General features: G+C 59.1%; 20 protein-coding genes. 15 read left to right on the forward strand and 5 right to left on the reverse strand.

The annotated features are described in order from the left end of the window. Nucleotides 1-31 precede the first annotated feature (31 nt). The gene (locus tag GS646_RS04015) at nt 32-1,462 is read left to right on the forward strand and encodes a uracil-xanthine permease family protein (RefSeq protein ID WP_171094274.1); all 1,431 of its coding nucleotides are present in this window, start codon (nt 32-34) and stop codon (nt 1,460-1,462) included. A gap of 47 nt (nt 1,463-1,509) precedes the next feature. Here GS646_RS04015 and GS646_RS04020 read toward each other — a convergent pair whose 3' ends face one another. The 3 genes from GS646_RS04020 to GS646_RS04030 form a co-directional block, all read right to left on the reverse strand. After that, complete coding sequence (locus GS646_RS04020) at nt 1,510-2,496, reverse strand: type I glyceraldehyde-3-phosphate dehydrogenase (protein ID WP_171186970.1); 987 nt, start codon at nt 2,494-2,496, stop codon at nt 1,510-1,512. A 54-nt stretch (nt 2,497-2,550) separates the two neighbouring features. Then, the gene (locus GS646_RS04025; RefSeq protein ID WP_171186968.1) at nt 2,551-2,874 is read right to left on the reverse strand and encodes a hypothetical protein; all 324 of its coding nucleotides are present in this window, start codon (nt 2,872-2,874) and stop codon (nt 2,551-2,553) included. A gap of 117 nt (nt 2,875-2,991) precedes the next feature. Then, nucleotides 2,992-3,819, reverse strand: a complete 828-nt coding sequence (locus GS646_RS04030; RefSeq protein ID WP_171186966.1) for a bifunctional allantoicase/(S)-ureidoglycine aminohydrolase — start codon at nt 3,817-3,819, stop codon at nt 2,992-2,994. Nucleotides 3,820-3,993: 174 nt separating this feature from the next. Here GS646_RS04030 and GS646_RS04035 point away from each other — a divergent pair, with 174 nt between their 5' ends. Then, entirely contained in the window at nt 3,994-4,350 is a 357-nt protein-coding gene (locus tag GS646_RS04035) for a hypothetical protein (protein WP_171186964.1), read from the forward strand. Between the two features lie 15 nt (nt 4,351-4,365). Here GS646_RS04035 and GS646_RS04040 read toward each other — a convergent pair whose 3' ends face one another. Continuing rightward, on the reverse strand, nt 4,366-5,301 hold the full coding sequence (locus tag GS646_RS04040) for a glyoxylate/hydroxypyruvate reductase A (RefSeq protein WP_171186962.1): 936 nt from the start codon (nt 5,299-5,301) through the stop codon (nt 4,366-4,368). A 131-nt stretch (nt 5,302-5,432) separates the two neighbouring features. Between GS646_RS04040 and GS646_RS04045 the strand changes: the two genes are divergently transcribed. From GS646_RS04045 to GS646_RS04060, 4 genes are all read left to right on the forward strand, one after another. After that, the gene (locus GS646_RS04045; RefSeq protein ID WP_174839927.1) at nt 5,433-6,662 is read left to right on the forward strand and encodes an acyl-CoA dehydrogenase family protein; all 1,230 of its coding nucleotides are present in this window, start codon (nt 5,433-5,435) and stop codon (nt 6,660-6,662) included. Between the two features lie 8 nt (nt 6,663-6,670). Next, on the forward strand, nt 6,671-7,477 hold the full coding sequence (locus GS646_RS04050) for a thioesterase family protein (protein WP_171186959.1): 807 nt from the start codon (nt 6,671-6,673) through the stop codon (nt 7,475-7,477). 72 nt (nt 7,478-7,549) lie between these two features. Continuing rightward, nucleotides 7,550-8,197, forward strand: a complete 648-nt coding sequence (locus tag GS646_RS04055) for a DUF1007 family protein (protein WP_171186956.1) — start codon at nt 7,550-7,552, stop codon at nt 8,195-8,197. Then, nucleotides 8,182-9,168 (forward strand): nickel/cobalt transporter, encoded by a 987-nt coding sequence (locus GS646_RS04060; RefSeq protein WP_171186955.1) that lies wholly within the window; start codon nt 8,182-8,184, stop codon nt 9,166-9,168. The genes GS646_RS04055 and GS646_RS04060 overlap by 16 nt, the downstream gene beginning before the upstream one ends. On the opposite strand, the gene truA is transcribed toward GS646_RS04060, so the two are convergent. Then, a complete protein-coding gene (truA, locus tag GS646_RS04065) occupies nt 9,165-9,932 on the reverse strand; it encodes a tRNA pseudouridine(38-40) synthase TruA (protein WP_171186953.1) in 768 nt (255 codons plus the stop codon). The genes GS646_RS04060 and truA overlap by 4 nt on opposite strands. 107 nt (nt 9,933-10,039) lie before the next feature. On the opposite strand from truA, the gene GS646_RS04070 reads away from it, so the two are divergent. The 9 genes from GS646_RS04070 (at nt 10,040) to GS646_RS04110 (ending at nt 21,951) form a co-directional block, all read left to right on the forward strand. Then, nucleotides 10,040-11,455 (forward strand): YcjX family protein, encoded by a 1,416-nt coding sequence (locus GS646_RS04070; protein WP_171186951.1) that lies wholly within the window; start codon nt 10,040-10,042, stop codon nt 11,453-11,455. After that, nucleotides 11,452-11,907: a GNAT family N-acetyltransferase gene (locus GS646_RS04075; RefSeq protein ID WP_171186949.1), complete on the forward strand. Its 456-nt coding sequence runs from the start codon at nt 11,452-11,454 to the stop codon at nt 11,905-11,907. The genes GS646_RS04070 and GS646_RS04075 overlap by 4 nt, the downstream gene beginning before the upstream one ends. Further along, entirely contained in the window at nt 11,900-12,889 is a 990-nt protein-coding gene (locus tag GS646_RS04080) for a YcjF family protein (protein ID WP_171186947.1), read from the forward strand. Before GS646_RS04075 ends, GS646_RS04080 begins: the two co-directional genes overlap by 8 nt. Nucleotides 12,890-12,949: 60 nt before the next feature. Next, nucleotides 12,950-13,660, forward strand: a complete 711-nt coding sequence (locus GS646_RS04085) for a VIT1/CCC1 transporter family protein (protein WP_171094246.1) — start codon at nt 12,950-12,952, stop codon at nt 13,658-13,660. Nucleotides 13,661-13,736: 76 nt separating this feature from the next. After that, on the forward strand, nt 13,737-15,053 hold the full coding sequence (locus GS646_RS04090) for an SDR family oxidoreductase (RefSeq protein WP_171186944.1): 1,317 nt from the start codon (nt 13,737-13,739) through the stop codon (nt 15,051-15,053). After that, complete coding sequence (locus GS646_RS04095; protein ID WP_171647561.1) at nt 15,050-15,532, forward strand: DUF2269 domain-containing protein; 483 nt, start codon at nt 15,050-15,052, stop codon at nt 15,530-15,532. Before GS646_RS04090 ends, GS646_RS04095 begins: the two co-directional genes overlap by 4 nt. 79 nt (nt 15,533-15,611) lie before the next feature. Then, nucleotides 15,612-18,317 carry a DUF2339 domain-containing protein gene (locus GS646_RS04100; protein WP_171186940.1) on the forward strand — a complete coding sequence of 902 codons (2,706 nt, stop codon included), beginning with the start codon at nt 15,612-15,614 and terminating at the stop codon, nt 18,315-18,317. Between the two features lie 163 nt (nt 18,318-18,480). Beyond that, entirely contained in the window at nt 18,481-21,417 is a 2,937-nt protein-coding gene (gene ileS, locus GS646_RS04105; protein WP_171647559.1) for an isoleucine--tRNA ligase, read from the forward strand. Between the two features lie 78 nt (nt 21,418-21,495). Beyond that, entirely contained in the window at nt 21,496-21,951 is a 456-nt protein-coding gene (locus tag GS646_RS04110) for a methylated-DNA--[protein]-cysteine S-methyltransferase (RefSeq protein WP_171186936.1), read from the forward strand. Nucleotides 21,952-21,989 lie beyond the last annotated feature (38 nt).

Raw genomic sequence — 21,989 nt, forward strand, 5'->3', positions numbered from 1 at the left:
CCCGTGAACTCTGACTGAGAGGACAGTGCCCATGGCCGAAACTTCAATTGGAACACCCGAACAACTTCGGGATCCGAATTTCACACCCGCGCTGCACAAGGCGATTCCACTGGGTATTCAGCACGTTCTGGCGATGTTCGTCTCAAACGTGACACCTGCAATCATTGTCGCAGGTGCGGCTGGGTTTGGGTTTGGTTCGAACTCGCCCGATTTCCCAGAGCTTTTGTACTTGATCCAGATGTCGATGCTGTTCGCTGGCGTGGCAACGTTGTTGCAGACGGTCACTCTGGGTCCGGTTGGGGCTGCGTTGCCGATTGTTCAGGGGACAAGTTTCGCCTTTCTGCCAATTATGATCCCACTTGTGGCGGGTAAAGGGGTCGACGGGTTGGCAGCTTTGTTCGGGGGTGTGATCATCGGTGGTGTGTTCCATGCCTGTCTGGGGGCTGTCATCGGGAAGATACGTTTCGCTTTGCCACCACTTGTGACCGGTCTTGTAGTCACGATGATCGGTCTGGCGTTGGTCAAAGTTGGTATCCAGTACGCTGCCGGAGGAGTTCCGGCAATCGGTACGCCAGAATACGGGTCAATGCTGAACTGGTCAGCAGCGATGGTCGTTGTTGTTGTAACGCTTGCGTTGAAATTCTTCGCCAGGGGCATGCTTTCAGTTTCAGCTGTCCTGATTGGTCTGGCGGTTGGATACCTTTATGCATTGATGGTCGGGATGGTGACCTTTGAAGCGATTGGTACAAGCTGGGGTCGCGCTTCGGCGTTTGCACTGCCTGTTCCGTTCAAATACGGGTTTGAATTCTCATTTGCCGCCGTGATCGGTTTCTGCCTCATGGCCTTTGTCTCGGCCATCGAAACCGTAGGCGACGTTTCGGGTGTGACCAAGGGTGGTGCAGGACGTGAGGCAACGGATGAAGAGATAGCCGGTGCGACCTATGCTGACGGTTTCGGTTCGGCACTGGCCGGTGTCTTTGGTGGCTTGCCCAACACATCCTTCAGTCAGAATGTCGGTTTGATCGCGATGACAGGCGTGATGAGCCGCCATGTCGTAACCATTGGTGCCTTGTTCCTGATCCTGTGCGGGTTGGTTCCCAAGGTCGGTGCAATCATCCGGACCATTCCAATTGAGGTGTTGGGCGGGGGCGTCATCGTCATGTTCGGGATGGTTGTGGCTGCGGGTATTTCGATGCTGTCAGATGTAGACTGGAACAGGCGCAACATGGTGATTTTTGCGATCTCGCTTTCCATCGGATTCGGTTTACAGCTTGAACCAGACGCGGTTCAGCACTTGCCGGACACGCTGGGTATCCTGATGAAAAGTGGACTTCTGCCAGCAGCAGTTATTGCGATCGTGCTCAACCTCATCCTGCCGGAAGAATTGACTGACGAAGCCACCGAAGAAGTATCGGGTGGAATGTCCGGGCATGGTGCAGGCAGCTTGCCTGGACATAAGTAACCTGTTCCCCGCCGGATCACGTGCCATCCGTCAGGGCCGCGATCCGGCTACTCCGTCGCCATAAGGCGGGCGACGTCCAGCATCCGGGCTGAAAAGCCCCATTCATTGTCGTACCAGCCAAAAATCCGAACCTGATTTTCCCCAACCATGCGGGTTTCCGGCCCGGCGATGACCAATGATTCCGGGCGGGCGCGCAGGTCAGACGAGACCAGCGGCATATCTGTCCAGCCAAGCACGGGCGAGGCAGAAACAGCCTCTTTCAGCGCTTGGTCAAAAGCACTTATGCTGAGGCCCCGCTCAAGTGTCACGATTAGGTCCACGGCGGAAACACTGGCCGTCGGCACACGAACCGCCGCGCCGGAAACGCGTCCGGCCAGATGCGGCAGAACCACATCGATCAGATGCATGGCGCTTGACGTCGTGGGGACCATTGACAGCGCACCGGCCCGCGAACGGGCAAGGTCGCCGCGCGGCGCGTCCACCATCGGTTGGCTATTGGTATAGCAGTGAATGGTTGTCATATGACCAGAGGCAATGCCTGCGATGTCGTCGATCATCTTGACCAGCGGTGCCAACCCGTTGGTGGTGCACGAGGCGTTGGACACGATCCTCGCGCTGCCCAGTTGATCCTCGTTTGCGCCCAGAACAATGGTCACATCCGCTGCAGGCGAAGGGCCAGATATCAGCACCTTGCCCGCGCCCGCGGTAAGACCGCGACGCGCAACGTCAGAGCTGCGGGCAATGCCCGTGCAGTCCAGCATCACGTCAACACCCGACAAATCAACGCGGGTCAGATCGGCACTGTGGGTCATCGGAATCGTCCGCCCATCCACAATCAGCGCGGCATCCCCTTCGGACACATCGCCAGGGTAGGGGCCGAACGTGCTGTCGTATTTGAACAGGTAGGCGCAGGTTTCCAGCGGTGCGATGTCATTGATCAGCACCAGCTCGATATCCGACCCCTGCGGCAGGGCCAGAACCTGCCGCAGGATCGTACGGCCGATACGGCCGAATCCGTTAATCGCGAGTTTCATGCGCAAGCTATGGCAGGCCGTTCAGGCGACCTCAATGCCTTAACTGACGTACTGTCAGTTGCAGCTGACCTGCGAGAAGAACTGGCCCGATATGTTCTGATACATGCTGGCCACGATCGGTTTGCACCCGGTTGCCTGCTGAATTGCGGCGATGGCCTGAAGCGTGCGCAAACGTGGCGGGGGGCCAAACGGGTTGAGGTTGTTGTTGTCACGCGTGGCGCGGTACACAACCGGCGTGTCCGAGACTTGCGTCACTGCCCAGGTGCGGCTCATGACAAGTACGGATTTGGTCTCTTCCTTGGCGGAAAGGGGCGAGGTGAAAAGGGTCGCAGATGCGGCGAGTGCGGCAATGGCCAGCAGGGCAGGGCGCAGTTTCATGGAACAATCTCCAATGCTTAAAATCAGAATTTGCTTGGATTTCAGCAAATTCCGGCGCGCGTGTGAAGCCCCGAAGCCACAAATTCACGGCACACCTTTGCGAGCCACCTGTTTACCTTAGGGCAAAGACAAGGGCATGTGCCGATTGACGTCCTTATACAGCAGATACCGGAACCGCCCCGGACCACCCGCATAACAGGCTTGCGGGCAGAAGGCGCGTAACCACATGTAATCGCCCGCTTCGACCTCGACCCAGTCCTGATTGAGGCGATAGACAGCTTTGCCTTCCAGCACATAAAGCCCGTGCTCCATCACATGGGTCTCGGCAAACGGGATGACCCCGCCGGGTTCGAAATTGACGATGTTCACATGCATGTCATGGCGCAGGTCCTGAGGGTCGGCAAACCGCGTGGTCGACCAGCGGCCCTGTGTTCCCGGCATTTCCACTGGTGTCACGTCTCGCTCGTTGGTTATGATCGGATCGGGCAAAGGCAGCCCGGGCACCGACTGATAGGCTTTGCGGACCCAATGGAACCGGGCGACTGCGTCACCCGTGTTGTGCAATGTCCAGTCGCTTCCTGGTGGAATATAGGCATAACCCCCTGTTTCCAATACATGTTTTTCGGCATTCAGGGTTAAGGTGACAGCCCCCTCGACCACAAAGAGAACGGCCTGGGCCTGCGCTTCGGTTTCAGGCTGGTCGCTGCCACCGCCGGGTTGTACCTCCATGATGTATTGCGAGAATGTCTCGGCGAATCCACTAAGCGGACGCGACAGAACCCACAGGCGCGTGCCTTCCCAGAAAGGTAGGGAACTGGTGACGATGTCGCGCATCGTGCCTTTGGGGATGACCGCATAAGCGTCCGTGAACATAGCGCGGTCAGTCAACAGTTGGTCCTGACCGGGATGGCCCCCGGTCGGGGCAAAATAGGTTGGGTTGGTCATCATGAGCCTCGGGGTCGTTTATACGGCACTATGAACGCAAAGACCGGGCGCAGATAGGTCCACCGGCGCGATAGGTTTGTTCGGGATAATTTGAAGGTCGACGTCAGGGGCTTGGCCCGGCAGCGGCAGCGGTATATCCTTGGACACAAATGATTTCAGTTCTGTGAGGCCGCTATGAAAGCCCAGTTTTTGCCCGCAATCGCCGCTTGTGGTTTTCTTTTGATGACCAGTTTGGCAGACGCCAAGCCACTGTCGCGAATCATTGCAGAGATGGGCTTGTCGCCTGCGGATTTCGAAGTGGTCAACGCAACCGCGAACACGATGCTGACCAGCGGTACGCCATCTGTTGGTCAGGAGCGGGCCTGGAAAAACGACGATACCGGATCGAAAGGCACGATCCGGGTGCAAAATGTGCAGGGCAACTGCGTCAGCCTTCAACACATAATTCAGCCGGAAGGTGGGGATCAGAGCCGCGAGATCAGAACCCGCCGGTGCGATGACGGCAATGGCAACTGGATTCTCACGCCCTGATCTGCGGTACGGGCCTCAATAGCCCTGAGCCCGATCCACCTCATGCAGCAAGGGCGCGCCAGAGTTGAGCCGTTTAAAGTTCTCGGCAACATCTGAAAGCGCGTCACCCAGATGCCAGCCCGAGACGTGCGGTGTGATCGTCACGCCGGGATGGGCCCATAACGGGCTGTCCTGCGGCAGTGGTTCCACTGATGTAACGTCCAGCACGGCATGACCCGGTGTGCCTTTATCCAGCGCTTCGATCAGGGCGGCTTCGTCAATCAGATCCCCGCGCCCGGCGTTCAGCAACTGGCTACCGGGTTTCATCGTGGCCAGTGTTTTTGCGTCGAACAAACCAACCGTTTGAGGTGTCGACGGCAAAATCGCACATACATGGTCGCATTGCCCCAAAAGGTCAGGCAGGGTGTCTTGCCCATGCAGACAGGTCACACCTTCTATGGATTTGGCTGTACGGCTCCAACCCATGACCTGAAATCCGATGGCCCGCAGCATCAGGGCGGTGCGGGCACCGATATGGCCCAGACCCAGAACACCTACGACTGTGTCTGGTGTAAAGATCGGCTCTCGCGGCGACCACTCCGCCAGGGATTGGGCGGCCTCATGGAACGCCATATGCCGTTGTTGGCGCAGGATGTAAGCCACAAACCACTCGGCGATGCCTTGTGCAGGGGCATCCGGTTTCAGGCGCGCGATGCGGACATGGGCCGGAAGGTCTGGATGGCTGACAATGGTTTCCACGCCAGCCCCCAACTTCTGAACCAGTTTCAAGTTGGGCAGTCGCGCGGGGTGGTCGCTTTGCATGCCGACCAGCGCCAGCATCGTGATGTCTTCCGGGTTGCCAAGCGTTTGGGGCGTGCGGATATCTGCATCAGGCGCTGTGGCCTTCAATTTGGCAGCAATTTCTTCATCGCCTATCCAATCGGACAACCCGGTTTCGATCAACAACGCCATGCGCGGCTCCTGCGTAGAATTTGGTGTGGTGACGTCCCGTCACTGTGGTGGACAGGCTCGGGGCAGTTAAGCCATCCTTGCAGCAAAAGTATAGCCCGGTTCCGACGCCTGAGGAGGATGTTTCCGTGAACATGTCATTTACCCTGCGCGAGGAAAACCGCGTTCTTCTGGAACGTGTTTCGGAAATGATCCGGGATGAGATCATGCCGCTGGAGGAAGAATACCACGCGGAAATCGACAAGGGCGACCGCTGGCAGTACACACAGCGCCAAGCCGAAATTCTTGAAGGGCTGAAGGCCAAGGCCAAGGCAGCGGGGCTGTGGAATTTCTGGCTGACCGACAGCGACAAGGGGTTTGGCCTGACCACCGTGGAATACGCCTATTTCGCCGAAGAAATGGGCAAGACCCCGCTTGGGGCCGAAGTGTTCAACTGCTCGGCCCCGGATACCGGCAACATGGAAGTTTTCGAGCGCTACGGTTCCGCGAAGATGAAGGAAAAATGGCTGAAACCACTGCTCGAAGGTGAAATCCGATCTGCCTATCTGATGACCGAACCTGACGTGGCCTCTTCTGACGCAACCAATGTGTCGATGTCCTGTGTTCGGGACGGGGATGACTATGTCCTAAATGGTGAAAAATGGTGGTCTTCGGGCGCGGGCGACCCGCGATGCAAGGTTTATATCGTCATGGTCAAAACCGGCGGCGATGAACAACCCAAACACAAGCGTCAGTCGATGATTGTGGTGCCTGCGGATGCAGAAGGGATCGAAGTTCTGCGCCCCATGCAGGTCTATGGCCACGATGATGCACCTCACGGCCACATGCATATCCGGTTCACCAACGTTCGCGTTCCGGCCGAAAACATCCTGCTGGGCGAAGGGCGCGGGTTCGAGATTGCGCAAGGTCGCCTTGGGCCGGGCCGCATCCACCACTGTATGCGCGCCATCGGGCAGGCCGAAAGTGCGCTGGAGCAGATGTGCAAACGATCGCTGCAACGCGAGGCGTTTGGCAAGAAACTGGCGCAGCTTGGGGCCAATTACGACATCATTGCCGAATGCCGGATGGAGATCGAAATGGCCCGGCTGCTGTGCCTGAAAGCCGCTTGGTACATGGATCAGGGCGACGCGCGGGCAGCCGCTCCTTGGATCAGCCAGATCAAGGTCGTCGCACCACAAGTTGCGCTGAAGGTGATCGACGAAGCAGTGCAGATGTTCGGTGCGCAGGGCATCAGTCAGGATACACCACTTGCGACGGCCTGGACCCATGTGCGGACCCTGCGATTGGCCGATGGGCCAGATGCGGTGCATCGCCGTCAGGTGGCGCGGGCCGAGCTAAAGAAATACACGCAGGAAAAGATCTGAGGGGGCCTATGGCAGCAGCGCTCGATTTCGCCGACAAAGCCTATTTTAGTCAACGAGAAAACGGGGCATTTGTCGGCAACGATCCCGCACGTGGCCCGTGGTCTGCTGATCACTGCCATGCGGGGCCTGTGAGTGGTCTGATCGTGCGGGCGGCGGAAACCGAAGTCGGCCCGGAAAAGATGCTGACCCGTCTGACCGTCGACCTGTTACGCCCTTTACCGCTGGCCGGTTTGCGGGTTGCGGCAGAAACAACGCGCCACACCAAGACGTTGGCGACCACGCGCGTTACGGTTCACGATTTGAACGACGCGCTATGTGCAACGGCCTCGACCATGCATCTGGTGCGTCGCGATCTTGGATCGGTTGCAAATGTCGAAAGCACCGCCCCTCGGATCGAGGATGCCGTCGACGGCCCGTTTCCAATTGGCGAGATTCGCCACGAGTTGCCCGGTTTTGCCCATTACAGCGATATTCGGTACCCGAAAGGCGGCAGGCAGGGGGCCGGACCCAAAACGGTTTGGATGCGGACACCGCGACTTTTGCAGGGTGAGGTACAATCGCCCATTCAGGCCCTGTGTCCGTTGGCAGATTGCGGCAATGGCATCTCATGGAACGCGCCAACCTCGGAAATGGGATTCATGAATACCGACCTGACAGTGAACATCCATCGAGAGCCGGTTTCCGATTGGTTGGCCTCAGACTCTGTCTCGCATTGGCAGCCGTCAGGTATCGGGATGTCACAGTCGGTGTTGTATGACACGCAAGGTCCGGTTGGAACCGCATTGCAAACACTGGTTTTGTTCCCGCCCGGCTGACACTCGGCCGGTTTTTGCATCCTGACTGTAAAAGCCGTTGCCGCCGCAGATCGGCAGACCTATCTTGCAATCATGCGTTGGATGCTTGCCGCTATAACCTGTTGCCTGCCTATCCCGGCCTTGGCTCACCCGCACGTCTTTATCGACACTGGGCTTGAGTTCATCGTGGATGAAAGTGGTAACTTGACTCATGTCCGAGTGACCTGGGCCTATGATGAGCTGTTTTCCTTACTGCAACTGGAAGACATGCGGCTGGATCAGGACGGTGATGGCGCGCTGACCGAAGGCGAAGAAGCGATCCTTACCGGGTTCGATGCGCAATGGATCGAAGGGTATAACGGCGATCTGGTTGTTACGGCCGGAGGAGTGCAAGTTGACCTTTCGGGCCCGATGTCTCCTCATGCCACAACCGAAGATGGCCGCATCGTCACAACGCATCTGCGCGCGGTCGAAGGGGGTTCAGTGCCCGCCAGCGCCTTGTCGGCGAAGGCGTTCGATGAGACCTATTACACAGCCTACGAAGTGACACGCCCTGTCATCGTCACAGGCCCCGCTACCTGCCAGATGGAACGTTTCGATCCGGATATTGACGGTCAATTGGCCCAGATGCAGGCGTTTCTGTTAACGCTGGATGCAGATTACGACCTTGAGGAAAACGACATTCCTCTGGTCGGAGAGAACTTTGCCACCGAGATTCGCATTTCATGTCCCGCTACCTGATAGTTCCGGTTGCCCTTGCCTGTGGACTGCTGCTTTGGTTCTGGGGCAGTGGCGGGTTTGACTCTCTTGCAGCCTGGGCGGCGGGTGAGCAACGCGAGTTTCAGAACCAGATCGCCCGCTCGCTGCGCGCCGCACGCGCCGAGCAGCCGCAGGCCGTTGCCACGCTGCTGACCGTATGTTTTGCCTATGGCTTCTTTCATGCCATCGGCCCGGGTCACGGTAAGGTTCTGATCGGCGGGTACGGGCTGGGTCGGCGCGTGGCTTTCTGGCGGCTGTCAGCGATCAGCGTGCTGTCCAGCCTGGGACAGGCCGTAACGGCCATCGTTCTGGTCTATGCCGGGGTATTGGTGTTTCAGATGTCCCGCCAAAGCCTTGTCGGCGCGACCGAGCAGGTCATGGCCCCCATAAGCTATGGCGCGATTGCTTTGATCGGGTTGTGGCTGGTGTTCCGTGCTTTGCGCAGTTTTGCGCGGCGGCAAAAAAGCCAACCGGCGCATGATCATGACCATGCTCACGATCACCACGCCAACGCGCACCAACACGATCACGACCATCATCATGACCACCACGATCATGCGCATCACCATCACCATGATGACGATGTCTGCTCGGATTGTGGCCATCGGCATGGACCAACGGCGGAAGAGGTCGCAAATGTGGGCACACTGCGCGAGGCTATGATCCTGATCGCTGGTATTGCCGCGCGGCCCTGTACGGGTGCTTTGTTCGTGCTGATCCTGACCTGGCAGATGGGCATCGCAATGGTTGGTGTCGCCGGGGCTTTTGCTATGGCGCTGGGCACGGCTACAGTCACAACGCTGGTCGGCTGGACATCTTTCGGCCTGCGCGGTGGGTTGTTGGCTTCAGCCTCGGCCACACGCTTTGCGTCCGTGCTGGCCCCAACCATCGAACTGGTCGCGGGGCTTGTCATTGCAGTGATTGCCGGTGGTCTGCTGATGCGCGCGATTTAGTCGAAAACCGGTTTAGGGTAACCGACCCGCGCCAGATACAGCCCCTGCGGCGGGCAGACCGGCCCACAAGCCGCACGGTCAGCAGCGTTCAATGCGTCGCGCACATCCTCGGGCGTCCAGGCACCGGCGCCGACACGTTCCAAAGTGCCCACGAAACTGCGGACCTGGTTGTGCAGGAAAGATCGGGCGCGCACGTGGAAATGGATCTCGGGGCCGGAAAAACCCGGAACCTGCTCGACCCGCAGCTCATCCAGAGTTTTAACAGGGCTCGCCGCTTGACAGATCGAAGACCGGAACGTGGTGAAATCATGCCGTCCCAGCAGCATGTTTGCCCCGTCCTGTATCGCATCAACATCCAACTGATGGTTGATCTGCCAGACCTGCCCCCGGTCATGCGTTGCCGGGGCGCGGCGCATCAGGATGCGGAACAGATATTGCCGTTCAACCGCTGAAAAGCGTGCATGCCAATCCTCATCGACCCGAGCGGCCTTCACAATCGCCACAGGCTGCGGTTTGAGGTGATAGTTCAGCGCCTCGGACAGGCGAAACGGGTCCCAGTCCTTGGCCATGTCGCAATGGGCAACCTGACCAAGCGCGTGAACCCCGGCATCGGTGCGACCTGCGGCGGCGATTGTATGCGCACCCGGCTGAATACGCGACAGAGCCTCTTCAATGGCCCCCTGAACGGACGGCTGATCCTTTTGCCGCTGCCATCCGGCAAACGGTTCCCCTTGGTATTCGACTTTTAACGCATATCTGGGCATGCGCCGCTGGTAGCGCGCGAGGCCGGAACGGGCAAGGGGGCGAAAGCGCTGGTATGTGCCGCACCCTCTACCTATCTTGGGTAAAACGATAATTGCGGGGCGACAGTTTGGTCATCTCATCACTGGCAGACAGTCTTGTGCGTGGCGTCGAAACCATCGGCGATACCGTGTCCGAGACGTTTTTCGAGCCGGTCATCCGTCTGGGTGTCACCGGGCTGGCGCGATCGGGCAAGACGGTTTTCATCACCTCGCTGGTGGCAAACCTGTTGGATCGGGGCCGCATGACCGGCCTGACCGCGCAGCAAGAAGGGCGGATCAACGCCGCCTATTTGCAACCGCAGCCGGACGATACGGTGCCCCGGTTCGACTATGAAACCCACCTGTCCGCTCTGACCGGCCCCACGCCAAATTGGCCCGACAGCACCCGCGCTGTGTCCGAATTGCGTTTGTCGTTCAAGGCGCGCCCCGCAGGGTTACTTGCCGGGTTGCAGGGGCCGCGAACAGTGCATTTGGACATCGTGGACTATCCCGGTGAGTGGCTGCTGGATCTGGCTTTGCTGGACAAATCTTACGAAGATTGGTCGCAAGAAACACTGACTCGCATCGAGACCCGTGCCGAGGCAGCCGAGTATCTGGCGCAGGTCAAGGCCACAGACCCGTCTGGTGCGCATGACGAGCCGACAGCGCAAGCTCTGGCGTCATCGTTCACGGCTTATCTCAATCAGGCGCGTGAAGCTGGTTTTTATGACTGCACCCCGGGGCGTTTCTTGTTGCCGGGTGATCTGGCGGGCTCACCGGTGCTGACCTTTGCGCCTTTGGTTCTGTCCGGACCATCACGCCGTAAAACTCTTCAGCGTGAGATGGAGCGGCGATTTGAGGCTTATAAGTCTCAAGTGGTGAAACCCTTTTTTCGCGACCACTTTTCGCGCATCGACCGGCAGGTGGTTTTGGTCGACGCGCTGGGCGCGATCCACAAAGGCCCGCAGGCGGTTGAGGATATGCGCCGCGCGATGGCCGATATCCTGTCGGCTTTTCGTCCGGGCAGGAACGCGTGGCTCAGCCAGTTGCTGTTGGGCAAGCGGGTCGAACGCATCCTGTTTGCGGCGACTAAAGCCGACCATTTGCACCACACACAACATCCCCGCATGACGGCGATCATCGAAGCGTTGACACGCGAGGCACGAGACCGGGCGAATTTCGCAGGGGCGCAAACGGCAGCTCTGTCGTTGGCTTCGTTGCGCGCTACGACAGAAGAGATGCGCCGTCACAATGGGGTGGAATTGCCATGTGTGAGGGGCACTCTGTTGGACAGCGGGAAACAGGCTGCGTTCTATCCCGGCGAATTGCCTGAAGACCCAGCGCATCTTTTGGGTCCGGCCCGAAATGGGGCGGACAGTTGGTTGGATGAGGATTATGGGTTCATGGCATTTGCACCCGCGCATCTGACCCTGAAACCAGGCGATGGACCGCCGCATATCCGCTTGGATCGCGCAGCTCAGTTTCTGATCGGAGACAGGTTGTGACTGTTACCTTACGCCCTGCCCGTACCACAGATGCTGGTACCATCGGGACAATCCTGCACGGTTTCACCTTGGAAAACGACTGGATGCCAAATCTGCACAGTTGCGCTGAAACCATCGCCTTTTGCGGTAAAATGATCGATCAGGATTGGGTGACTGTTGCGGAAAGTGACGTGGGCGTGGTCGGGTTTCTGGCGCTCAACGGTACCGAAATCCACTCGCTTTATCTGGATGCACATGAACGAGGGCGAGGGATCGGGCGGCAACTGCTGGACCACGCGAAATCTCGCCAAACCCGGCTTAGCTTGTATGCGTTTCAGGCCAACACAGGCGCTTGTAAATTTTACGAGCGCAACGGCTTTGCCGAAGCAGCGCGCAGCAATGGCGCGGAAAATGACGAAAACCTGCCGGACATTAGGTTTGTCTGGCGCAGCAAAGGTATGACCCATGGCTAAAGGCCCGGTTCTGATCGATCTTGAAGCGGATGAGCCCGCCGCTGATGTTGCGCAGGCCCCTCCGGTGCCAGATGTGGCGCAGCCTCAAGGGCAAGCGATGCAGAGCGCTGCGAGGCTCGCCGCCCGAAAACCATCCGCCTTGGCGCGTTGGTTTTGGGGGCTGGCCTTGGCCGTCATCGGCGCGGCAATCTCTGTTGCAGCTTGGGATTTTGCAACTTCACTAGTGGCGCGGACGCCAGTTCTGGGGTGGGTCGTAGTTGGCCTGCTGTCGGCATTGGTGCTGGTTGGATTGATCATTGCGATCCGCGAATTGGCGGCTTTGGGGCGATTGTCGCGGGTCGACGGAATGCGCCGCGCGGCGGATACGGCCTTGGCGGATGCCGATCTGGCACAGGCCCGTGTTGTTACCAATCGTCTGATCACCTTTTACAAAGGCCGGGAAGAGACCCGCTGGGGCCGCGACCGACTGGCAGAGCGTATGGGGGATCAATTTGATGCCTCGGCGTTGCTGAGCCTTGCCGAAGATGAGCTGCTGGCTCCGCTAGACGAAGCGGCCAGCCGAGAAGTTGAGGCTGCGGCCCGGCAGGTCGCAACCGTAACCGCCTTAGTCCCATTGGCCTTGGCAGATGTTGTGACAGCGCTGGCCGCGTCGCTTCGGATGATCCGCCGGATCGCGGAAATCTACGGCGGTCGGGCCGGTACGCTAGGCAGTTGGCGTTTGACCCGTGCCGTGTTTGTACATCTGGTCGCCACAGGCGCGGTGGCCGTCGGCGACGATCTGCTGGAGCCTGTTCTGGGCGGATCCGTTCTCAGCAAACTGTCTCGCCGGTTCGGAGAGGGGTTGGTCAACGGGGCGCTCAGCGCACGTGTGGGAGTGGCCGCGATGGAGGTGTGTCGCCCGCTGCCATTCTCTGAACGGCACAAACCGTCAACGCGCGGTATCATCAAACGCGCCTTGCAGGGCCTGTTTTCCAAGGGTTGATCCAAAGCAAAGCGTCATAGCCCACCCTTCGTCACACTAGGAGTGTCGGAGGAGCCAGCCATGACGGATCACGGTCACAGCCCGCAGGAAATCGCCGAACGGATCAATGCACCGCCTGGTCGTGGTGTGTTGCGCGATGTTGTCTATGGCGGCATCGACGGTTCTGTTACCACCTTTGCCATCGTGGCAGGGGTCGCGGGGGCAGGGCTTTCCCCGTTTGTGATCGTTGCGTTGGGTTTGGCGAATGTGCTGGCTGACGGGTTTTCCATGGCTGCGGGCAATTACTCGGGCACCAAGGCGGAACTGGACAACATTCGGCGCATCCGTGCGGTCGAGGAACGCCACATAGCTTTGTATCCGGATGGCGAGCGGGAAGAGGTGCGCGAGATCCTTGCGCAAAAGGGGTTGTCGGGCGACGTTTTGACCGAAGCAACGGCCGAGATCACCTCGAGCCACGAAAACTGGATCAACCTGATGATCGAAGGAGAGTATGGCTTGGGCAGTGTTGACCCGCATCCGTTGAAGGCGGCGCTGGCCACATTCTTTGCCTTCCTGGTGGCAGGTATGATCCCCTTGCTGCCCTTTCTGGCTTCGGTTCCGAACGCATTTGCGATGTCGGCCTGGATGACCATGGGAGTCTTTTTTGCGATCGGTGCGCTAAAAAGTCGTTGGTCTCTGTCCCCATGGTGGCGATCAGGGATAGAAACGCTGCTGATCGGAGGGTTGGCTGCGCTGATCGCGTATCTGGTCGGGTCTCTGTTCCATCCTTAATTGTCGCAGCGCGGCTGTGGCGGCTGGCCAATATTCCGCGCTTGGGTAGAGTGGCAAAAAACGGGTGCGAAAACCGATGCCACGTCTCAAATTGTCTGACCAACGTGTATTGGTTCTGGGCGCTTACGGCTTCATTGGCGCGGCAGTCACGCGTGCGTTACAAGCCGAAGGTGCCTCGGTTCAAGGCGCGGTACGCGACCTTGTGCAAGGGGCACGGATCTTGCCGGGTGTTCCGCTCAAGCAGGCTGACATGCGCGATCTTCTTCACACGCAAGACTGGCCGGATCTGTTAGAAAACGTCGATGTCGTCGTGAATTGCGCCGGTGCATTGCAGGATAATGCCGAAGACAATCTGGAAACCGTGCACCACACAGCGATCGCGGCCCTGGCCAACGCTTGCGCGGAACAGAAGATCAGTATTGTCCAGATTTCCGCCATCGGCGCGGAACCTGCGGCAAGCACGCATTTCCTGCGCACCAAAGCGGCCGGAGATCAGGCTCTGCGTGCGTCGGGCGTTCCGCTTTGGGTGCTGAAGCCCGGGCTTGTTATCGGACAGACGGATTTTGGCGGCACAGCACTGCTGCGCATGTTGGCCGCTGTGCCTTGGGTTCAACCCTTGGCCTATCCCAATACGCCAGTGCAGTGCGTGGGGATGCCTGACCTTTGCGCCACGGTCGTCGATGCTATTGCGGGGGATTTGCCGCAAGGCACGTTTGACCTTGTCGAGGACAGCCCGCACAGCCTGTCGGACGTGGTGCGCCACACCCGGCAATGGCTAGGGTTTCCTGCGGCGCGTTTCTCAGTAAGTTTACCGCCGGTTATGACCAAAGCCGTTGCGGCGTTAGCCGATGGTTTGGCCTGGTTTGGCTGGCGATCACCTCTACGCAGCACGGCGATGACGGTCATGGCGGACGGCGTGATCGGAGATCCCGCGCCTTACAGGGCTGCCTCGGGGCGCGGGTTTTCACCTTTGCCCGACATCTACGCATCGCTTCCCTGTGCCCGGGAACACCGCCTTACTGCACGAATGACGCTGTTGATGCCGATGGTTGTTGCAACGCTCAGCCTGTTTTGGGTTCTGTCGGGCCTGTTCGGGTTGTCGGGCCTGTCCAAAGCCTCGGGCGTACTGACAGGAGCCGGTTGGTCAGCGCCTGCAGCCATGGTCGCCGTCGTTTTCTGGTCTCTGGTCGACGTCGTGCTGGGGTTGGCCATCTTGTGGCGTAAATGGGCTGTGCGGGCCTGTTTGGCTCAGTTTGGCGTGGCCGTTATCTACATGGGTGCCGCCACAATCACTTCACCGGAATTGTGGACCGACCCGTTGGGCCCACTGGTGAAAATCCTGCCCGCGATGGTCTTATCCCTTGTCGCGTTGCCCATGTTGGCAAGTCGATGACGGACCCTGATCTGATCCTGCGCTGGTTGCACGTCATTGGCGCCTGTGTCCTGCTGGGGACCGGAGCAGGGATTGCCTTTTTCATGCTCATGGCACATCGCAGCAATGATCCGAAAATCATCGCGCATACTGCGGGTATCGTCGCGCTGGCCGACCTTTTGTTCACGACAACAGCAGTCATCCTGCAACCCATTACTGGCACTCTGTTAGCTTGGCGTATTGGGTGGTCGTTAAGCGAAGGATGGATTGCATTGTCCCTGGTGCTTTACGTGCTGACCGGTCTTTTCTGGTTGCCGGTGATTTGGGTGCAACTTCGAATGCGGGATTATGCCAGAACAGCGGCAGAGCAGGGGTCGTCTTTGCCGCAAGACTATTACCGTTTGTTTCGGTTTTGGTTCGCGTGTGGCGTGCCTGCCTTTCTTGCGGTGTTGGTCATCCTGTGGTTGATGATCGCGCGCCCGGCGATTTCTGTGTTTTAGGAAGGTCTGCAGCTTTCCTGACTGTTATTGGCCATCGCCCCAAGATAGCCTTGCCGCGAGACTTAGATCGGAGATTGCTTTGGAATCGCTACTTGTTCTTGTCGGCCTGATTGTTCTGGCAATCCCGGTCACGCTGGTCGCGCTGATGGTCGGACAAACCCGATTGCGCCGCCGAGTGGCAGAGCTGGAGGCGCGGATTTCGAATCTCTCGGCAGGTGACAACGTGGGTTCTGAAACCCACGAGGTAAAGGAGCCTGATCTACAGACAGACGTTGCAAAAGAAGCGCGCAGACCCGGCCCGTGGGCCGCGCCGAAACGGCAGAAAGAAGATACTCCTGTTGAAGAGGCGGAGGTGCCTTCTCCTGCCGTCGTATTCAATTCTGACCGGTTTACCGAGCTGGGCGCTTGGTTACGCGAAAACTGGTTCTATGTGGTCTCAGCCTTGTCGCTGGCGTTGGCCGGGATTTTCCTTGTGCAATACGGTGTTGAAAACGGATTGCTGCCTCCGGCGGCCCGCGTATTCGCGGCACTTGGGTTCGGGGCACTTCTGATCGTTGCGGGTGAAGTTCTGCGCCGGAAGTTCGGAGATGATGAGGATGCGTCCACAGCCTATTTGCCTTCCGTCTTTTCCGGGGCCGGGCTTGTTACCCTTTTCGGGGCAATTCTGGCCGCGCGCCAATTGTACAACCTGATTGGTGCCGAAGCGGCGCTGGCAGGGATGGTTGCCGTCGCTCTGATTGGTCTTGTACTGGGTTGGTTTCATGGCCCCTTGTTGGCGGCGGTCGGATTGGTCGGAGCATTCGCGGCCCCCTTCATGGTCGGTGGTTCGTCCGAGGATCCTTCGTGGCTTTATGCCTATTTCCTGCTGGTTGCCGTTTTGGGGCTTGGTATCGACACGGTTCGGCGTTGGGCGTGGGTGTCTGTTCTGACCGTGTTTGGGGCCTATTCGGCGAACCTGCTGCTGGTGGCAGGCGCGCCGAACACAGAACCGAGTTATCTGGTCGCTGCTTTGATACTGGCGGTTTTGGTGATGGCTATTCCCGCGCGTCGCATATGGCCGGATCACGCGGGCCCCATGATCTCTCAAATGATCCGCCATCCAAAGTCCCACCCTTGGCCTGACTTTCCAACCAGACTGGCGGCAGGCGCCGTTGCAGTCAGTTCGGCGATCTTGTCCTGGCATTGGGCGGATTCGGCGGCAGAGTTCTGGCTGGGTGTCACCTTGTTGACCGTCCTTGTGCTGGCCCTGTTGCTTTGGGCCAAGGATGCGCCCGCGCTTCAGGATTTGACCGTCCTGCCGGCGGTTGGGCTTGTATTCTATGTCTTGTCGCATGGGCTTGATCAGGGCGCGGTTCTTCGTGACTTTGCTGTCACTTATGCGGAAACGGTTGAGGCCGACTATCCAATGGTCGTCACGGTGTTGGTCGCGTTGGGAGCTTTGATCTCAATCCTGATGGCATGGCGGTCTGCACAGGCAAGTCAGTTTCGCGCGATCTGGGCCGGAGGGGCCGCTCTGTTTGCCCCGGCAATGGCGATCGGGCTGGAGGTCGGCTGGCATCCAGCTTCTGTAATTGGCGCATACCCCTGGGCATTACACGCTGTGGCGCTGGCCGTCCTTATGGTGGTTCTTGCGGAACGTTTTGCCCGTGTCGACGGAGAGGATCGGATGCGTGCTGCGCTGGCCACTTTGTCTGCGCTGTCTTGTCTGGTCTTTGCCTGCGTCATCGTGCTCAGCGCGGCGGCGCTGACGGTGGCGCTGGTGGCAAGCGTCGTGGTGGCGGCGGCTCTGGACCGCAGGTTCGCTTTGCCCCCGATGAGCTGGTTCATATGGGCCGGTGTCTTCACCGTCACCGTTCGACTGGTGCTTGATCCGGGGCTGGACTGGGCAAACACGGCTCCGGTGCCCGAGATGACATTGGTATACGGTGCGGCCACGATTGGCTTTGTCGTCGGCTGGTGGATGTTGCGCCCTTTGCAGCGCCCTGTGGCGTCGTTGTTGCTGGAGAGCGCTGCCTGGGCGACGGTGGGGATACTGCTGTCCCTGTTGTTGTTGCGCTGGCTTGAAGGGTTTGGCGAAGGTGGTGCCTATAGCAGCCACTGGGGGCTGGGGTTGTTGGCGGTTATCTGGCTGCTGCTGGCCTTTGCTCAGGTGCAGCGGTTCGAGCTGGGCGGAAAACTGAATTTTGTTCGCTATCTGCTCGCGGCATTTTTCGCCGCACATGGCGTGTTCCGGCTTGTCGAGTCGTTGGCCGAGCAAAACCCATTGGCAAACCAGTTCTCCGATCCGGTTTTGGGCCCGCCCGTTTTGAACACACTTGCCGTGGCCTACTTGTTGCCTGCCGTGGTCATCGGGTTTTCCGCACGTCGTATTCGGTCGATGCACTTGAAATTGCGGCTGGTCTGTTATGGCTTTGCCGGAGCGCTCGCCGCGTTTTGGCTGGCCCTGACGATCCGTCATTTCTGGAAGGGGGCCAAAGGAATGCATGTCGGCAGTGGCGTCACCCAGCCCGAGCTTTATACCTATACCATGGCCCTGCTGTTGATGGGGGCTGCGCTGTTCTATCAGTCGCTGGCGCGCGGGTCCGACCTGATGCGCAAGGCCGGGCTGCTGGTAATCGGGTTGGCTGTGGCCAAGGTCTTTCTGATCGACATCGCAGGACTGGGCGGGTTGATCCGGGTCTTCTCGCTGCTGGCGCTTGGCCTTGCGCTGGCTGGTCTGGCATGGCTGAACCGCTGGGCCAAACTGCGCCATTCGCCGCATGGGGCAGAACCTCTGGACCATTAGGCGCGGGCGTCTTATAAGCCCGCCATGCATGACCGTTTGGCCATCATTATTCGAATTATATCCCCGGCGCTCTGACCCTCTGAGACGCCGGGCAAAGGTGTTTGAGAACTCGCACCGACCGCTTCGATCCTAGTACGACCAGATCATCCAAAGGACGCCCCCAATGTGCGCCGACACGATCCAGACACCTGATTACAAAGACACGCTGAACCTGCCCAAAACCGACTTCCCCATGCGCGCTGGCCTGCCCAAGCGCGAACCCGCATGGCTGGAGCGCTGGGAAACCATCGGCGTCTATGACCGCCTGCGCGAGAAACAAGGCCGCACACCCTTTACCCTGCACGATGGCCCTCCTTACGCGAACGGCCACCTGCATATCGGCCACGCGCTGAATAAGACCATCAAGGACATGATCGTGCGCAGCCATCAGATGATGGGTTTTGACGCGCGTTACGTGCCCGGCTGGGACTGCCACGGCCTGCCGATCGAATGGAAGATCGAAGAACAATACCGCAAGAAGGGCAAGAACAAGGACGAGGTGAACATCGTCGATTTCCGTCAGGAATGCCGCAAGTTCGCCGAGGGCTGGATCGATATCCAGCGCGAAGAGTTCAAGCGCCTGGGCATCACCGGCAACTGGCCCGATCCCTACATCACCATGGACTATCACGCCGAGGCTGTGATCGCGGATGAGTTCATGAAGTTTCTGATGAACGGCACGCTTTATCAGGGCTCGAAACCCGTGATGTGGTCACCCATCGAAAAAACCGCTCTGGCCGAGGCCGAGGTCGAGTATCACGACAAGGAAAGCTTCACCATCTGGGTGAAGTTCAAGGTTGTCGACCCAATTGGCGGAGATGGCCAACAGCTGGAAAATCGGGATTTGGTTGGCGCTTACGTTGTCATATGGACGACGACTCCATGGACCATGCCGTCGAACAAAGCTGTCGTTTACGGCAAAGACATTTCCTACGGTCTGTACGAAGTTACTGGCACACCGGATGAATGCTGGGCCAATGTGGGCGACAAGTTTTTGCTGGCGGATAATCTTGCCGCAGACGTTTTGGGTCGTGCTCGACTTAATGATGATCAATGGACCCGTGTCAGGGATGTTGACCCAAGTGTGATCACGGGGCTGACCCACCCGCTGGCCGGAGCCGAAGGCGGCAATGGCGAATGGGACGACATCCGCGATTTCCGCGCTGCTGAGTTCGTGACCGACACCGAAGGGACCGGCTTCGTTCACTGCGCGCCGTCGCACGGGATGGAAGAATTCGAGCTGTATCGTGACTTGGGGATGCTCGAGCAGGTCATCACTTATAACGTGATGGACGACGGTAGCTTCCGCGCTGATCTGCCGTTCTTTGGCGGCAAATACATCCTGTCCCGTAAGGGCGGCGAGGGCGACGCGAACAAAGCCGTCATCGATAAGCTGGTCGAGGTCGGCGGGCTGCTGGCGCGTGGCAAGATCAAGCACAGCTATCCGCATTCATGGCGCTCGAAGGCACCGATCATCTATCGTAACACGCCGCAGTGGTTTGCATCCGTCGACCGCAAGCTGGACGACGGCATGGGCGAGATGGGCGACACGATCCGCGAACGCGCCCTGCGATCCATCGACGAACTGGTGAAATGGACGCCGCAGACCGGACGCAACCGCCTCTATTCGATGATCGAAGCCCGCCCGGACTGGGTTCTGTCCCGCCAGCGCGCCTGGGGTGTACCGCTGACCTGCTTTACCAAGAAGGGGGCCTTACCCACCGACGCGGATTACCTGCTGCGCAACGCAGGCCTCAACGCGCGCATCAAGGCTGCGTTCGAGAAAGACGGTGCAGACGTCTGGTACACCGACGGCTTCAAAGAAAGGATCCTCGACGGCATCGCCAACCCGGACGACTACGATCAGGTGTTCGACGTGCTGGACGTGTGGTTCGACTCGGGCTCGACCCACGCCTTCGTTCTGCGTGACCGCGAGGACGGGACCGAGGACGGCATCGCAGACGTCTACATGGAAGGCACCGACCAGCACCGCGGGTGGTTCCATTCGTCCATGCTGCAGGCCTGCGGCACCAAGGGCCGCGCGCCTTATCGGAACGTTGTCACCCACGGATTCACGCTGGACGCCAAAGGCAACAAAATGTCCAAATCGCTGGGCAACACGATTGTGCCGGAAGAAGTCGTCAAGCAATACGGCGCCGATATCCTGCGTCTGTGGGTGGCGCAGACCGACTATACCGCCGACCAGCGGATCGGGCCTGAGATCCTGAAAGGCACGGCCGACAGCTATCGTCGCCTGCGCAATACCATGCGGTTCATGCTGGGCTCACTGGCTGATTTCACCGAAGCGGATCGGGTCGCGCCCGAGGATATGCCGCGTCTGGAACGCTGGGTACTCAGCCGTCTGGCCGAACTGGATGAGCAGGTGCGCAAGGGCTACGCGTCCTTCGACTTTCAGGGCGTGTTCAGCGCCGTGTTCACGTTCGCCACAGTTGATCTGTCGTCTTTCTACTTCGACGTCCGCAAGGATGCGCTGTACTGCGATGGCGACAGCCTGCGCCGTCGTGCGTCGCGCACTGTTCTGGACATTCTGTTCCACCGCCTGACAACCTGGTTGGCTCCGGTTCTGGTGTTCACCATGGAAGAGGTGTGGCTGGAACGCTTCCCGGGCGATGACAGCTCGGTCCATCTGGTGGATTTCCCGGACACACCTGCCGACTGGCGTCACGCCGAGTTGGAAGAGGCCGTAGCCAAAGCGCGTCGCGTTCGCCGCGCGGTGACCGCTGCGCTGGAAGTTCAGCGTCAGGACAAGGTCATCGGATCGAGCCTCGAAGCCGCGCCGATCGTGCATGTCGAAGATCAGGAGACCCGTGACCTGCTGGCAACCTTTGACGTAGATGATCTGTGCATCACTTCCGGATTGGCGGTTTCGGGTGATCCTGCCCCTGCCGAGGCGTTCCGCGTGCCTGAAATCGAAGGCGTTGCGGTGGTCTTTGAAAAAGCCGAAGGCGACAAGTGTCAGCGCTGCTGGAAAATCTTGCCAGACGTCGGACGCCACACGCATCCGGGTGTGTGCAGCCGCTGTAACGACGCGCTTGGTTAACACTTACCCCCAGCCCATCGGCTGGGGGTTTTTCTTTCCCTGCTTGCAACAGCTTTGGTGATCTGAAACGCTGCGCCTATGCCGATGATTGCCGTAGAAACCCAATTTGGATGTCTGGGTGTCGAAGAAACAGACGGAGCCCTCACGCGCCTGGTCTGGGATGGCCAGGATGTGGGAGAGCCGACGGATTTGTTGCGTGAAGCCGCCGCGCAATTGAAAGCGTATGACGCCGGGCATCTGGACCGGTTTGACCTTCCTTACCGCGTCGCAGGGTCTGACTTCCAGCGACAGGTCTGCGATCTGATGTATGCGATTCCTCTGGGCGAAACGCGTACTTACGGAGATATCGCCAAAGAGCTTGGGCAGCCCGCGCAACCCGTAGGGCAGGCTTGCGGTGCAAACCCCATTCCGGTGATCATTCCCTGCCACAGGGTGCTCTCAGCAAATGGTCTTGGTGGCTTCTCCGGCGCCGGCGGGGTCGAGACCAAAGTGGCCCTGTTGCGCCATGAGAGCGCCGCCGGGCTTTTGATCTGACCTGTGAAATTCGGTTGCAATCCGTCTGCGGCGGGCAC

The organism is Ruegeria sp. HKCCD4315 (assembly GCF_013112245.1).
Lineage (GTDB): Bacteria > Pseudomonadota > Alphaproteobacteria > Rhodobacterales > Rhodobacteraceae > Ruegeria.

Bases quoted from the DNA above. Each gene is read 5' to 3' on its own strand.
- ileS (WP_171647559.1), top strand. From the start codon at position 18,481: ATGTGCGCCGACACGATCCAGACACCTGATTACAAAGACACGCTGAAC.
- GS646_RS04045 (WP_174839927.1), top strand. From the start codon at position 5,433: ATGTCATTTACCCTGCGCGAGGAAAACCGCGTTCTTCTGGAACGTGTT.
- GS646_RS04050 (WP_171186959.1), top strand. From the start codon at position 6,671: ATGGCAGCAGCGCTCGATTTCGCCGACAAAGCCTATTTTAGTCAACGA.
- GS646_RS04110 (WP_171186936.1), top strand. From the start codon at position 21,496: ATGCCGATGATTGCCGTAGAAACCCAATTTGGATGTCTGGGTGTCGAA.
- GS646_RS04085 (WP_171094246.1), top strand. From the start codon at position 12,950: ATGACGGATCACGGTCACAGCCCGCAGGAAATCGCCGAACGGATCAAT.
- GS646_RS04015 (WP_171094274.1), top strand. From the start codon at position 32: ATGGCCGAAACTTCAATTGGAACACCCGAACAACTTCGGGATCCGAAT.
- GS646_RS04035 (WP_171186964.1), top strand. From the start codon at position 3,994: ATGAAAGCCCAGTTTTTGCCCGCAATCGCCGCTTGTGGTTTTCTTTTG.
- GS646_RS04055 (WP_171186956.1), top strand. From the start codon at position 7,550: ATGCGTTGGATGCTTGCCGCTATAACCTGTTGCCTGCCTATCCCGGCC.
- GS646_RS04025 (WP_171186968.1), bottom strand. From the start codon at position 2,874: ATGAAACTGCGCCCTGCCCTGCTGGCCATTGCCGCACTCGCCGCATCT.
- truA (WP_171186953.1), bottom strand. From the start codon at position 9,932: ATGCCCAGATATGCGTTAAAAGTCGAATACCAAGGGGAACCGTTTGCC.
- GS646_RS04060 (WP_171186955.1), top strand. From the start codon at position 8,182: ATGTCCCGCTACCTGATAGTTCCGGTTGCCCTTGCCTGTGGACTGCTG.
- GS646_RS04080 (WP_171186947.1), top strand. From the start codon at position 11,900: ATGGCTAAAGGCCCGGTTCTGATCGATCTTGAAGCGGATGAGCCCGCC.
- GS646_RS04040 (WP_171186962.1), bottom strand. From the start codon at position 5,301: ATGGCGTTGTTGATCGAAACCGGGTTGTCCGATTGGATAGGCGATGAA.
- GS646_RS04090 (WP_171186944.1), top strand. From the start codon at position 13,737: ATGCCACGTCTCAAATTGTCTGACCAACGTGTATTGGTTCTGGGCGCT.
- GS646_RS04020 (WP_171186970.1), bottom strand. From the start codon at position 2,496: ATGAAACTCGCGATTAACGGATTCGGCCGTATCGGCCGTACGATCCTG.
- GS646_RS04030 (WP_171186966.1), bottom strand. From the start codon at position 3,819: ATGACCAACCCAACCTATTTTGCCCCGACCGGGGGCCATCCCGGTCAG.
- GS646_RS04095 (WP_171647561.1), top strand. From the start codon at position 15,050: ATGACGGACCCTGATCTGATCCTGCGCTGGTTGCACGTCATTGGCGCC.